At 59.8% G+C, this 12914-nt stretch carries 10 protein-coding genes and 2 pseudogenes; 4 read left to right on the top strand and 8 right to left on the bottom strand.

What is annotated here, in order from left to right:
* The first annotated feature begins 70 nt into the window (after positions 1 to 70).
* Together istA and istB are read left to right on the top strand one after the other, a co-directional pair.
* A pseudogene (gene istA / locus LDZ24_RS27630) lies at positions 71 to 1647 on the top strand (IS21 family transposase).
* Positions 1648 to 1649: 2 nt separating this feature from the next.
* Positions 1650 to 2417, top strand: coding sequence for an IS21-like element helper ATPase IstB (istB, locus tag LDZ24_RS27625; protein WP_248324924.1), 768 nt, complete (start codon positions 1650 to 1652; stop codon positions 2415 to 2417).
* Between the two features lie 65 nt (positions 2418 to 2482).
* Here istB and LDZ24_RS27620 read toward each other — a convergent pair.
* Positions 2483 to 2712: pseudogene (locus LDZ24_RS27620) on the bottom strand (integrase); the annotation flags it as partial.
* Positions 2713 to 2935: 223 nt separating this feature from the next.
* On the opposite strand from LDZ24_RS27620, the gene LDZ24_RS27615 reads away from it, so the two are divergent.
* Together LDZ24_RS27615 and LDZ24_RS28235 are read left to right on the top strand one after the other, a co-directional pair.
* On the top strand, positions 2936 to 4141 hold the full coding sequence (locus LDZ24_RS27615) for a HAMP domain-containing sensor histidine kinase (protein WP_248324891.1): 1206 nt from the start codon (positions 2936 to 2938) through the stop codon (positions 4139 to 4141).
* Entirely contained in the window at positions 4138 to 4545 is a 408-nt protein-coding gene (locus LDZ24_RS28235) for a response regulator (RefSeq protein WP_371747518.1), read from the top strand. Before LDZ24_RS27615 ends, LDZ24_RS28235 begins: the two co-directional genes overlap by 4 nt.
* Before the next feature lie 672 nt (positions 4546 to 5217).
* On the opposite strand, the gene LDZ24_RS27610 is transcribed toward LDZ24_RS28235, so the two are convergent.
* From LDZ24_RS27610 to LDZ24_RS27580, 7 genes are all read right to left on the bottom strand, one after another.
* Positions 5218 to 6648 (bottom strand): ATP-binding protein, encoded by a 1431-nt coding sequence (locus tag LDZ24_RS27610; RefSeq protein ID WP_248324889.1) that lies wholly within the window; start codon positions 6646 to 6648, stop codon positions 5218 to 5220.
* A 159-nt stretch (positions 6649 to 6807) separates the two neighbouring features.
* Positions 6808 to 7386, bottom strand: a complete 579-nt coding sequence (locus tag LDZ24_RS27605) for a zinc-ribbon domain-containing protein (RefSeq protein ID WP_248324887.1) — start codon at positions 7384 to 7386, stop codon at positions 6808 to 6810.
* 364 nt (positions 7387 to 7750) lie between these two features.
* Positions 7751 to 8275: a DUF4411 family protein gene (locus LDZ24_RS27600; protein ID WP_248324885.1), complete on the bottom strand. Its 525-nt coding sequence runs from the start codon at positions 8273 to 8275 to the stop codon at positions 7751 to 7753.
* Entirely contained in the window at positions 8272 to 9450 is a 1179-nt protein-coding gene (locus LDZ24_RS27595) for an ImmA/IrrE family metallo-endopeptidase (protein ID WP_248324883.1), read from the bottom strand. Before LDZ24_RS27595 ends, LDZ24_RS27600 begins: the two co-directional genes overlap by 4 nt.
* Positions 9451 to 9657: 207 nt before the next feature.
* Positions 9658 to 9870, bottom strand: a complete 213-nt coding sequence (locus LDZ24_RS27590) for a hypothetical protein (RefSeq protein WP_248324881.1) — start codon at positions 9868 to 9870, stop codon at positions 9658 to 9660.
* An 82-nt stretch (positions 9871 to 9952) separates the two neighbouring features.
* Positions 9953 to 12064 carry a site-specific integrase gene (locus LDZ24_RS27585; protein WP_248324880.1) on the bottom strand — a complete coding sequence of 704 codons (2112 nt, stop codon included), beginning with the start codon at positions 12062 to 12064 and terminating at the stop codon, positions 9953 to 9955.
* Positions 12057 to 12665, bottom strand: a complete 609-nt coding sequence (locus LDZ24_RS27580) for a hypothetical protein (RefSeq protein WP_248324878.1) — start codon at positions 12663 to 12665, stop codon at positions 12057 to 12059. Before LDZ24_RS27580 ends, LDZ24_RS27585 begins: the two co-directional genes overlap by 8 nt.
* Between the last annotated feature and the right edge of the window lie 249 nt (positions 12666 to 12914).

The raw sequence follows: 12914 nt of genomic DNA, 5'->3' as shown, positions 1-12914 counted from the left end.
ATGATGCTGACGCGGTCTGGCAGGACGTTACCTTGCACCTCTCGAAGAATGAACAAGAGAGGTGGCTGGAGTGAACGTCTTGAAGCCGCATCTGCAAACAACCATCGCCACACTCGTCGCCGCGGGCAAATGTCAGCGGGAAATCGCCCGGGTTACCGGGGTGGATCGGAAGACGATTCGCAAATACCAAGAGCAATTCGCAGCGGCGCAAGCAAATTCCCCCACGGTGCCCACCGGCTCCGCGCTGCATATTCCTCCACCATGCCCACCGACAAAGGGCAGCCAGATATCAGCTTGCGAGCCTCACCGGGGGTTCATAGAGGCTCAGTTGCGGCTTCGGCGCAATGCCATGGCCATCTACCAGGATCTGGTGGACCGATTCGGCTTTGCCGCCGGATACGACAGCGTCAAGCGATTCGTCCGGACAATGCGTCGGCACGAGCCGGCCAGTTCGACCGGTTGGACTTCATGCCTGGCGAAGAGGCGCAGGTTGACTATGGCGAAGGCGCCCTGACCAGGGTGCCGGGCACCAACCGATACCGCAAGCCCCGGCTGTTCGTGATGACGCTGCGTTACTCGCGGCGCAGCTTTCGCCGCGTCGTGTGGAAGTCCAGCAAACAGGTCTGGGCTGAACTGCACGAGCAGGCCTGGCGTCACTTTGGTGGCGTCACGCAGTACGTCGTTCTGGACAATCTGAAGGAAGGCGTAGTCAAACCGGATTTGTACGAGCCGGAGCTCAATCCAGTGTATGCCGCCATGCTCGCTCACTACGGCGTAGTGGCGGACCCAGCCCGCGTACGGGATCCGAATCGCAAGGGCACCGTCGAGAGCGCAATCTAGCACACCCAGGGCACGGCCCTGAAGGGGCGACGATTCGAATCGATCGAGGAGCAAAACGCCTTCCTTGATCAATGGGAATCGAACTGGGCGGCCAGAAGGATTCACGGCAGGACCCGCCGCCAGGTTCAGGCGATGTTCGAGGAAGAGCGCCCCCATCTGCGCGCCTTGCCCGCACGCGGTTTCGAATACTTCATCGACAAGGTCTACACGGTCTGCGACGACACATGCGTACGGGTGGATCACAGCAGTTACGCCGCCCGACCAGCTCCCATCGGCAGCCGGGTGCTCGTGCGCAAGTTTGCCCGTCGCCTGGAAGTCCGTAACCTCCAGACACAGGCATTGCTGCGCACGCACGTTCTGGCCGACAAGCCGGGATCGGTGGTGTTGCCGCAGGATGAGCGACCGTTCAATCCCTCTCGGGAAACGCGCCGCATCCTGTTTCAGGCAAAGGCGATCGGGCCGTCCGCCGAGCGTTTGTGTCAGCAACTGTTCGACACCGAAGGGCGAATCGGTCAGCGCAAGCTCTGGGGCATCGTCGGTCTCGTGCGTCGGTACCCCCGCCGCCTGATCGATTCGGCGTGCGAGATCGCCATGAAAGAAGGTGTGACCAGCTACAAGCAGGTCAAAGCGCTAACCGAGCGTCTGCTGGAGCAGGCGCTGGCTGACCTGGACACGCCCCTTCAGGGCGAACTGCCCTTGACTCAGGAACATCACCTCATCCGGGACGGCGACGACTATGCCGACCTGTTCACCCTCGGCGCCAGTCATAGCGCCGCCATGTCATCACCCAACGGAGATCTCCCTTGAGCATGAGCCTCGCTGAAATTGACCGCGCCCTGCGCGAACTGCGTCTGTCTGGCATCAGCGCGACGCTGGAAACCAGGGTGCTGCAAGCCCAGGCCAGCCAGCAGCCGTTCCTCGAAACCTTCTCCATGATTCTGCAGGACGAGCTCGATCGGCGGCAATCCAGGCTTCTCGAACGACGTTACCAGCAGTCCGGTCTGGACGAGCGAAAAACCTTGAGTGACTTCGACTGGTCCTTCAACCCCAAAGTACCTCGTCAGGCTTGCTTCGAGTTACACACCCTGAAGTTCGTCGCCGACAGCGACAACGCATTGCTGATAGGAAAAACGGGCACCGGCAAAAGCCACGTCGCCAAGGCCATCGCCTACAACGCCACCCTGCAGGGAATGAAGGTGCGCTACGTCGAGTTCGACACCGTGTTCGCCGGCTATGCTGTGGAAACACGGGCCGATCAGGACCGTCTGCTCAAGGCACTCGTTGAGCCCGAACTCCTCGTGCTTGACGATCTGTTCCTCGCCAAACGCATCCCTGATGCCGCGGCCGAACTGCTGCAGACCCTTGTTCACCAACGATACAAGCATCGCCGCAGCATTCTCGTCACATCCAACCGCATCGTCCAGGACTGGGGGCGCTACCTTCGCGACAGCACCATGGCCTCGACGATTCTTGACCGTCTCCTGCATCGCTCCAAACTCCTCGAGTTTGAAGGAAAGAGTTATCGCCTCCGGGAAGCAGCGACCAGGCTTGCCGTCACTGAGGAATCCGACGCATAATCCACTGGTCCTGTCTGGGGGAATTTAGCCGCCCACAGGTGGAGGAGTTTGAACTGCCCTTCCGGGACATGCCCTCCCATGCGCACGTCCTGGACCTGTAAGCGCGTCAAACCGCACGCCCAAAGCTTACTGTCGATCTCAAGGTTGAACATCGCCAACTAACGGGTGTTGGACGACATCTGAAGTATCGTTCGAATCTCCCAAATTCCCCGAAGCTTCGCCGGAGGCCTCTGGTTAGTTAGCCTCCCGTTTTCCATGACACACGACGAGCGCCCGAAGAAGTATGCGTGTCCATGACAATCTCGTCTTCAACGAAGGGAAACCGATTGTGCACTTCGCTGACAGCTCGATTCTGACCTTTTCGGCCGTTCGCATTGGTGCGTCGGATGTCTCGTGGATGGCGCGCAAGGGTCATCGTGCTCGGCCGCCGTGTGAATCAGTGGCGGCCCATCGATAACGTAAGATGGGGTGTCAGGCGACGGTAGAATGGCCTCTCAGCTTTTACGGTTGGACTTTTCGTGCACGAGCTACCGAACGCTAGAGAAGATGCAGAGCAAATCGCGCGCGATCTTGCTGCAGTCGCACAGATCGACGCGGTGCCGACGATTCTGCAGATTATTTGCGATGAAACCGGTATGGGTTTCGCAGCTGTGGCTCGTGTGAGCGATTCAAGCTGGACGGCCTGCGCGGTGCGGGACAACGTAGGCTTCGGTTTAAAGGCCAGTCAGCAACTCGAGCTGCGCACAACGCTATGTTTTGAGTCGAGAGCAGCACGCGAGTCGATTGTCGTCGACAATTTCAGCCGAAGTCCAGAGTATTGCGACCACCATACGCCGGCAATTTACAGGCTTCAAAGCTACATTTCAGTCCCAATTGTCCTGCCCGACGGCGAGTACTTCGGGAATCTGTGTGCGATCGATGCCCAGCCGCGTTCGCTTTCCAATACGCGGGTCGTTCGCATGTTTGAAGTGTTCGCGAGCCTGATCGGCATGCAATTGCACAGTGCGCGGCGCCAGTCAACGGCGGAGGCGTTGTTGGCGAACGAGCGGCGCACGGCCCAGCTGCGGGAACAATTCATAGCGGTGCTGGGTCACGACCTGCGCAACCCGCTGTCTGCCTTTAGCGCCACGGCGGAACTCCTGTGCCGGCGGCAAGAGTCTGAACTGGTCGCCATCGGTAGCCGTCTCAAGCGGGCTGTCGGGCGCATGGCGGGACTCATCAACGATGTAATGGACTTTGCGCGAGGGCGGCTTGGTGGTGGCGTAGCCATGAATATCGCCCCGATACCCGACCTCGAAGCTGCGCTGCGCGCGGTCGTTGATGAGCTCTGCGACGCCGACTCGTCGTGTGTGATCGAGTTTTGCGCCCACATCACAGAACCGGTCGAGTGCGACCGAGCTCGCATTCAGCAGCTACTGTCTAACCTCCTGGCCAACGCGCTGACCCACGGCGCCAAGGGCGTTCCCGTCACTGTCAGTGGGGAGGTAACGGGCGGGTGGCTCGTACTTACCGTTCGGAACAGCGGTTTGCCCATTCCCGACGAAGTCCGCACCCAGATCTTTGAGCCTTACTATCGTCCGGCGACTAGTGATCCAGGCGGTGGCCTCGGACTGGGCCTCTTCATCTGCAAGCAGATAGTCAACGCTCATGGCGGCACGCTGGAAGTCAGCTCGACGTACGAAGAGGGTACAACATTCACTGCCCGAATTCCGCAAAAACGATGAAAGGGCGGACGCGGCATGGCGGTTGCGCAGACCAGGTAAAGGAATTACTAGCCATGGTCTGTGTTCTACTCGTCGATGACGAAATTGTTTCAGCGCGAGCCCTTGGCACCCTGTTCAAGCTTGACGGCTTTGACGTTGTCTATGCGACTGATGGTGTGGGTGGGCTCATTGAAGCGCAAAACTCGTCGCCCGACCTCGTCGTTACCGACTGGGAGATGCCGCGCCTTGATGGCATCGGTTTGTGCCGATCCCTTCGGCAACTCATACGTTTTGCGCGTACTCCGATTGTACTGACCTCCGGAAGGGAGCCACCTGCCTGTGCGGGATCCTGGGACCTGTTTGTCCGCAAGCCGATCGACTTTCCACTGCTTGAACCGATCATCCGCCGAGCACGATGCCGATAACGCGAGCGGAGGACGTTCAGTCCATGATGCACGAGCGAGAATGGAGGAAGCGACGATTGCCTACGTCAGTGCCGCTTCCCTCGATGGGCTCGGGCACTCAAAGTGCGTGCGTCGGCCTTTCTCTGGGTGAGGAAGGAGGTCGAGCATCACGTTGCGAATCGGCGAACGGCCGTTTGTGGCCGTTTTCGGAATTCCGAGAGGTCGCTACAAAGCTCGGGGCGGCATCGTCTCGCGCATCGCCGCAAGGGGGCATACTTATCCACAGCTTACGTGGATAACCGTGTAGATAACGCTCCAAGGCAGACGCTATGTTCTTGACAGAAAACATCAAACCCATGGTGATGCGACGATCGTCACGACCACGTTATGTCTAACCGATGGTGGCGGGCGGCGAAGGGCCGCCTTGTCACGGCTATGTCAGGTTCGGCTTTTTGCATAAGCCGCGGCTTCATTTCTCGCTTATCGCGGTCCCGATCCATCCCGAGCAAACGGCGACAATGGCAGTAGCACGGGATCACGACGCCCGCTATTCACATACCTCTCCAGATCCGGTTCGACCGAATGAGAATTGATGTCCCCCAAGCCGGCGAAGGACGATGTCACCACCGTTGCTAGATGCCGCCATGGGCGGGTCACACGTCGATTAGCTTCAAGTCACGCGCTGGGGTATCTCTATCGGGCCGCGGAATGGCTACTATCCCGAAGCGCTGTGCCCAAACCCCAGCGGACTCGAATGCCTGTTTGTGATTCGTCCTGCCGCGCGATAAGGCCTTGTTCTCGCAACCTGCTGAAGACGCCTGTTACCTGCTCGGCCGAATCGAGAGCGAGAAGATCTAGTGCTTGCCGATTGTTGATCGACCCATGTCGGCTGATGAACGTTGTGATGGTGCTGGCGACGTCGACCTTGGGTTCTCGCCTCAACGTCACGTAGACGTTGGCTCCATCGTCTTTGAACGACGGGTCGACGAACCCTGCCCGCCGCATCCGTTCGACGACAGTATTGATGCCTTCCCCCAAGTCCTTGTTTGGGGCATCAGGGTACTTTGATAGCAGGCGGACGAGCTTTGGGTTCCTCGAAAACCTCGACTCGGCGATGTTCTGCGTTGTGACGTAACCGGGCAATCGGCCAGGGCTCCGGAATTCAACGCGGTTCCGGTAGACGCTGATTAGCACGTTGTCCGACACGCCATAGTCACGATGTAAAACCGCATTCACAAGCAGCTCGTAAAGGGCTTCATATGGATACGTCGGGGCTAGCAGCCCGTCCAATGTCCAGCAGACGCTGCGGCTGATTACCGCTTTCAAGGTCGAAAACGCCTCCTCAATCTGATCGCGGAGCGACCCTTCAATCGAATGCTGATCCTTCGTAAGGCTGTCGCGCTCGATTTCTTCGTGAGAAGAATCGTAGCGGACTATCTTGACCGCGCACTGACGAGGCATCACCGAACTCGGGTTCTCGGCGAAGAGGACCACACAGGCGACCGTAGGCGCGAATGAATCCGCGTGAATCAGCCGCTCCTTCAACGCATACGAGATTGGGTCTTTGTTGGTAATGCTGAGCGATTGGAGAAACGTGCTAAGCGCTGCGCCCTCAATGATTGGGTCGGGAATGACTTCAGTCAGCCAGTTGTCCTCCTCCGAGACCATCCCCTTGGCACGCATTAGATCCTGCACTTTGGAGGCAGTCAGCCTCAGGTTCTGGGCACCCTTACGGATAAGCACGTCACCTGCGGCGGTTTCATGGACTTTCAGGCTCCGCCGAATTTCCAATTCCAGAACGTAGGACCGCGTCAATTGGCCTTCGCGGTAGAGGAAGCGGTGGCTGAAATCGATGCCGGGATTCAACCCAGCCAGCGCTGCAATGAAGGGATTAAAGTCTTCGATCGAGGGCTTCCCGACCCAGCGATCAAGGGGCACAGGCACCTTTCCGCTGTCCTCCACGCCTATTACCAGCGTGCCGCCTTCAGCATTTGCGAAAGCGACTGCTGGATCTTGAATGTCCCTAGGCTTGATGCGTGCTGACTTCCGATCGAAGTAGTCACTTTCAGCTCGTTCGCAGAAGTCAATCACCTCAGCGTCTGCGATTCCTACGATTTTGCTCATAGTTATTTTTCGTAATGTCGCATCGCGACGCGGCATCGACTCATCCTGCAAGCGCTTTTGACCCGTTGGGACTAGAAAATCGTGCCGGCCAATTAGCATCTAACGCCGGTCGGCCCGTAAGCGACGCAGTACAGTAGACGCGCCAGCTTCTGGCGACTGTCAATGAGGTAAGCGACCTTCCTCTACGCGAACGTCTATAACACTCTTCCCATCGTTCGCAAGATCGCACTCGTAGACAACGTTAGTATATGCACCGAACCCGTTTTGGAACTGGGCCTTGTCGCCAATGTATGTGACAACACCGGTCCGTTTATCTGCCCATCGAAAGCGACTGAATTTCATATCGAACGTGCCATCGGTCCACTTGACGCTGTGCTTTGCTAGGCGCTCGACGGGATCTTTGCAGTAGATTCCCGCCGCTATAACACCTTTGTTGCCGAGGCAAGATAGATCGTCCTTAGCGCATGCAGCCTCCTTGGACGGCTCGGACGCGCCACCTTTCTTATCGTCGCTGGAACTCGAGTAAATGGCGTATCCCACAATCAACAAAAACGCGATCACAATCGGACCACATCCTGTTTTTCCCTTCGATTTTGACGCTACAGGCGGGACTGCCTTGATTGACTGCGGCGGCTTCGTCTCATGATCTGCTGTCTCGACAGGTGCTCCGCACTTGACGCATGCTGCTGCTTTGTCGCTTATTTCTGCGCCGCATTCCCCACACTTCACCAGTGCCATTTTTCCTCGCCGTTTTTTACGCTTTTATCGGAAGCCACAGTAACGATGGCAGGCAAAGAGAAGTTCCGCCGTCGTCGACACTCTGTGCTGCCTGAAATACTCGCCGTAGTTAACGGCGCGTCGAAGGAAAGCTTTAACGATGGAAACCGCAGAACTAGTCGGAGTTCTCGAGTGCGAGCATCGGCACACCGCTTAAGGACGAAGGTCAATTGCACGGCTCCGCCCGTGTCATCGGTCAGCCGATGACTGTTTGCGGTACGGCGCTTCTTGCACGATGTGTGGCGATCTCACAGTGTGCTAAGACAGCGGTGGCCAGCGGATGGTGAGACGCTAATCTTAATGCGCAATGTGCCGATGCGGCATACTATACCGCCGGTTTAATCCAAGCCGTGGTGAATCCGAGCTCGCGTAGCATCGTGAAGGTGTTGCAAACTAAAACGCCGTTGTCGCGGCACACGTCCGGTACCCGGCGATTCGCTCGTTTTTTGGCGGGCGCAGACACCTCAATCGATACTACGACGCGGCTGTCACGATCCGGTATCGCGTATGCAATTAAGAAAGGATCCCGGCCGATTTCTTCAAGTTCGGTCTCATCGAGGTCCGGAGCATATCCCTTTGCTATGACAGAGGTAACGAGTTCCGGGTCGGCATCTTCTTGCAAGACGAGTGTTTCATAAACGTCCGTGCGAGTGAGCCAAGTAACTAGGGCGTCTTTCTTAGCCTTACCGCCACCGTCGCGAACTTCCTCCAACGTTTCAATCGGCATCTTCACGTGCCCTTGGCCGGCCATGTACAGCAGCCATTCCCAAAACACCGGCACCATCTCCATCGAGTAGTAATCGCGGTTCGCAGTGATCAGTACGTTAGCGTCAAGGAGATAAAGCTTCATGCCACCCCTACCAACGCCTGGACATTGGTCGGTCGAACGCCCAAGATGCGGCCTGCTTTCGTGGGCGTCACACAGCCCTCGGCTATCGCCCTACGGGTGATTTCGACAAGGGCGTTCCCAACCCTATGTCGTTTCACAACATAGTAGTTCGGGCCCCCTGCCACATCTGCCACTTGTTCCTTCTTCCTGGCTCGCTCCGCCTCCCAACTCCGCCGAAACTCTTCGGTAAGGTCCGACCACTGTTTGCGATCGATCTGGCGGCGTTTCAACAGCCTGTAGGCAACGAGGGCACGACTCACCTTACGTCGGCTCGCGAAATCACTGACGGCCAAAACTAGTTCGTGCCGCTCGCCGCCTAAGTGCCGAAGTTCTTCCATCTCGACCTCAGGCAGAAGAATGTCGCTTGCGATGTCATTGCAAAACTGTTCGATCTTCTGCTCGAAATCAGCTCCACTCAGACCGGTACGCCCAAGCCAGATGTGCGCCAACTCATGAAGCAGAGTGAACGACCACGCGACCTTCGCATCCTGATCGTTGACAACGATGAACGGTGCCACCTTTTCCGCGAGTGCAAACCCTCTGAAGATGTCGGTGCTTAGCGCTGTGTGATGGGTGCCCAAATTGCCTATAAGAAGGACAAAGACACCGAGCTTTTCAGTTAGTCCACGAATGTAGTTGAACGATTCTTCGACTGTCTTTTTGCGACGAAACTCATTCAGATCGAACGAGAGCCGCTCACAGATCACCTTGGCTGCGTAATCCGCAGGTTTAGCCAGTGTAATACTGCCGACGAAATTCAAGGGCTCCGCTTCGTCCGTGTCTTCGAGAATCGACTTGACCAGACGTTGGCGGACAAACACATCGCGAACAAGTGCATCCAACTTGGGACCACTTTCGAACTCGCGGCCGCCGGGAAGTGTTCGGAAGTCCTCGCCCCGTTCGCTTCTCACAGGAGGCTGCTGAAGATAGAACGTAAGAAGAGGACGCCGATAAGCCTTGGCCATCTTGAGAAGCAAAGGTCGGCTCGGCGGCTTTCTGCCTTGCTCGTATTCTTCCAGGGCTTCAGGGCCGCTCTGCCGAACGCCTCCGAGCTGCAACGCCTTGGCGGCCTCGTCGAGGCCGAGGCCAGCGCTTTCTCTAGCCCATACGAGGATATTTGGGTTTACCAGCGGCATGTGGGGTTCGGTACTTGTTTGCAGAACTCAAGCAGATTGAAGCTAACTGTGTGAAAGATTATCATAGTGGACGAAGGGATCAAATGAGCAGTTCTCAACGCGAGAAGCGCCCCGTCGCGACCCTCCAGTCCTGTACCTCGCCGTCATCGATCCAGCTTGCCGCGAGTTCGCACGCGGCACGTGCCGCGGGGCAATGACATCGCCGCGTCAAATCGTCACCTCGACGCTAGTGCTGCCATCCTCCGCAGCAATGTCGCCTTCGCGCGGGCGCGAAAACGAGATGCCGGTCTCGACCAGCAGCTTGATCAGATTGTCGCGCGAGTTCAGCGGATCAAACTGATCGAGGTTCACGGCGACCACGCGGTCTACATCGGAGAACGCAGCCAGTCCGGCGCGCAGGTTGATTTCTTTATCCGTCATCGTGCTTCCTGTGTTCCGACGCGAGACGCGCCGCAAAGTAATTCGTTTTGTCAGTCGCGCGCAGCGCCGACTGCTCTGCTGCTCACTGCCCCGTCTTATGCGCGGCGAGACCAGCATAGTAGCGAGCCACCTCTTCGACCACGCGCTGCTTTTCGGCCTGGACATAGAGAGTCGTCGTTTGCAGCGAAGCATGACCCAGCACCTTCTGCACGACGTCCACCGGGACTTCATCCGCGACGGACTGGGTGCCGAAGGTGTGGCGAAACGCGTGGGCGTTGGCTTGCCCGAGCCTCACGCGCTCATCGAGGCTCAATTCCTCCATCGTCTCAACCAGCTCGGTGACCATTCGACTAATCAGCCGGTTCAGCCCGTCGGCGGTATAGCCCGCTTCGTTCATAGACTGCCCTTCCCTGCCCTCCGCGTTCTGCCCAGCCCGATGTCGCCGGCGTGAGGCGTCGGTCCATGGAATGACGACGGGCGCGAGTAACGGTCCGCCCTCATTCCTTTCTTCAGTCGCTCTGTCAAAATCTTGCCCCCGGTCGGCCCAATGCGCGCGCAGCGCGGCCAGCGTCGCGGCGCTCACGGGCACCGTGCGCTCGCGCTGGCCCTTGCCGACGACGGTCAGCTCCCACACCGGTCGCTCGATCGTGCCAAAGGATGAAGGGCGCAGGTTCTCGCGCCTGGCGCTTGCCGCTTCTTCGCGCCGCAGACCGGAATCACCCATTAACAGAATCGCCGCGCGTACGGCGCGCCACTGCATGCGGGCTTGGGATCCGCGCCACTGCTCACCGGCCGTCGCCCCGGCCTCTTCTGCTGAGCGCACGTCGAGCTCGTCGCGCAGCTTGCGCCACAGATCGGCCGGCAACGCGCGTTCGATCTTCATCGGCCGCTCGCGTTTAATCACCGCCGGATCGTTGACCGCCTTCCACGGGTTGCCGGCGAGATACCGCACATCAACCCACCAGGTGAATGCCGTACGCAGTACCCGGACGGCATAACGCTGCGAGTCGGGCGAAAGCGTCGCCGACAACTGAGCGTTGCCGTCGCCCGCGACCGAAGAGTTGGGCAAGGCAAACGGTCGCCAGCGCGGCGAGTGCCGGGGGAAGCGCTCACCGACGAAGCGCGGGTCGGGCGCTTTCAGGAAGTCCTTGTAGGCCTCGCAGTCGTCGACGCGCAGATCACTGAGTGCCTTGCCCCGCAGCACTACTGCCCACAACAAAAAACGCTCGAGCTCCTTGGTGTAGGCGCGCAAGGTTTTCGGCTGATCGCGAAAGCGGTTCAGATAGGCGCGCACCGCCTCGAGATCGTGCTTCGCCTGGATATAACAAAACGCCGCCGAGCGATTTTCACCGGCGGCGCCGGAGAGCGCGTGCGGCACCGCGAGGCGCTCGAGCGGGGCCAGCGTGAGCCGGCTCGTAGAGCTCACCCCCCCGCTGGGATCGTCGCCTGGGCCGCCGTTCGTGCCGCCGGCCGGACCGCTGTTTGAGCCGCTTCCCGTCACCTTGGCGGCCGGCCCAACCTCGATCAGGTCAGCCGCGATCAACGGCACGCCGTCCCGCTCTTCGGAGTCGACGTCGCGGTCGATCGTTAGTTGCAGGGACGCCTGTTGCCTGTGCAGCCAGCTCACAATGGCGCGCGCCCGGCCCGGACCGATCCGCGGAATCGAGCGCCACCAGCTGCCGCCGCGCCGGTTGCAGAACGCCACCAGTTCACCAAGCGTCGCGATGCCCTCGCTTTTCAGACGCCGCGCCACGCGTGGACGCAGCCAAGCGCCGACCGGGTGATCGGCATGCGGCGGCAGCGCCGCGAGCTGCGCCGCCTCGGTGACCATGCGGAACGTCACGGCCGTGAGCGACGGTCGCCCATGCTGACGGATCGACGCGCGCAGGTGATCGGCCAGCGCCGTGGAACCATGCGCGAGCGCCAGCGCCACCAGCGCGTCGAGCATCGTGGTGAGGTGCCGCTCCATCGCCCCGGGCGTCGCCGCGTGCGGATCGTCGTCGGGATCGTAGTAGGTGCGCGCGATCACTGCGGGCGGAATGCGCTGCACGTACGCGCGCAGCGCCGTGAAGTCCTTGCCCGTGTAGCGGCGCTCAAGCGTGAGTGATTCGGTGAGCTTCACCGGGGCCCGCGTCGTCTTGGCGGTGAGCTTTTCCGGGGACGACGCCGTCGTCCCATGCGCGCGCTCAGGCATCGCCCCCCTCCTCATCACCCTCGTCGCCTGGCTGATCATGGCAGCCTCTTCCGTCATTCACGGACGGCGGCGCCGGCGCGCGCAGGCGGGGCAAGCCGAGTTGTTCGAGCGCGTCGCTGGCCTGCGCCATGAACGCCTCGGGCCAGGTCGCGCACAGGAATTCGAACGCGGTGCGGGCGTCGCGCAGCAGCTCCGCCAGGCGCGCATTCTCCGCGGCATACGCGGTCACATCAAAATCCGTCGTGGGCCGCGCGCCGTACATCACGCGCTGCACCAGCTTGACCGCCCCATCGTCGGCGATGAAGTCAAGCACCGGCAGGAAGCGCGGCAGGGAGCTGAGCGCCGCGCCATAGGTTTCGGCCAGTGCGATGATCACCGCCAGTTCGAGCCGGGACGGTTTGACCGGCAGCGACGGTACTGCATCGCCGTGGGCGGTCAGCCACGCCGCGGCCGCCCGGCGTTTCAGGGTAATGGCGTCGTCGAGTTCGAGCACCACGCGCGCGACCGCCGCGGTCGGCGCCTCGTTTGGCCAGTGCTCGGGTTCGCCGAAGCCCTCGCGATCGCCGTCATCAGACGGAAAGTCCTCAGCGCCTTTTGCCACGGGCCCTTGCCCTCTGTTGTAAATGTGAATTCGAGGATTTTAACCCTGAAACGCCATCCCGATAATAGACATTATCAGGCTTGTCGCGCAGGCTTCCGGCGGCTGAAGCCTCAGGCGGTCCGGCCGAAACGAGCCGCGACGATGGCGACTCCAGCAGCTAACCCGCAGTGGCTTGGAGCGAATCGGAGCCCAGTCGGCTGGATCCGTCGGGCGCCTCTGTGCGCCTCCCTATGGTGGTCTAATGACGCC

It is taken from the genome of Caballeronia sp. Sq4a (genome assembly GCF_023170545.1).
Taxonomy (GTDB): domain Bacteria; phylum Pseudomonadota; class Gammaproteobacteria; order Burkholderiales; family Burkholderiaceae; genus Caballeronia.
Note: the sequence above shows the minus strand (reverse complement) of the source record. Positions and strands in the feature narration are given on the sequence as shown.

What these genes read in the sequence shown, in the direction of transcription:
- istB (WP_248324924.1), top strand. Translation starts at nt 1,650, where the DNA reads ATGAGCCTCGCTGAAATTGACCGCGCCCTGCGCGAACTGCGTCTGTCT.
- LDZ24_RS27600 (WP_248324885.1), bottom strand. Translation starts at nt 8,275, where the DNA reads ATGAAGCTTTATCTCCTTGACGCTAACGTACTGATCACTGCGAACCGC.
- LDZ24_RS27595 (WP_248324883.1), bottom strand. Translation starts at nt 9,450, where the DNA reads ATGCCGCTGGTAAACCCAAATATCCTCGTATGGGCTAGAGAAAGCGCT.
- LDZ24_RS27610 (WP_248324889.1), bottom strand. Translation starts at nt 6,648, where the DNA reads ATGAGCAAAATCGTAGGAATCGCAGACGCTGAGGTGATTGACTTCTGC.
- LDZ24_RS27605 (WP_248324887.1), bottom strand. Translation starts at nt 7,386, where the DNA reads ATGGCACTGGTGAAGTGTGGGGAATGCGGCGCAGAAATAAGCGACAAA.
- LDZ24_RS27585 (WP_248324880.1), bottom strand. Translation starts at nt 12,064, where the DNA reads ATGCCTGAGCGCGCGCATGGGACGACGGCGTCGTCCCCGGAAAAGCTC.
- LDZ24_RS28235 (WP_371747518.1), top strand. Translation starts at nt 4,138, where the DNA reads ATGAAAGGGCGGACGCGGCATGGCGGTTGCGCAGACCAGGTAAAGGAA.
- LDZ24_RS27590 (WP_248324881.1), bottom strand. Translation starts at nt 9,870, where the DNA reads ATGACGGATAAAGAAATCAACCTGCGCGCCGGACTGGCTGCGTTCTCC.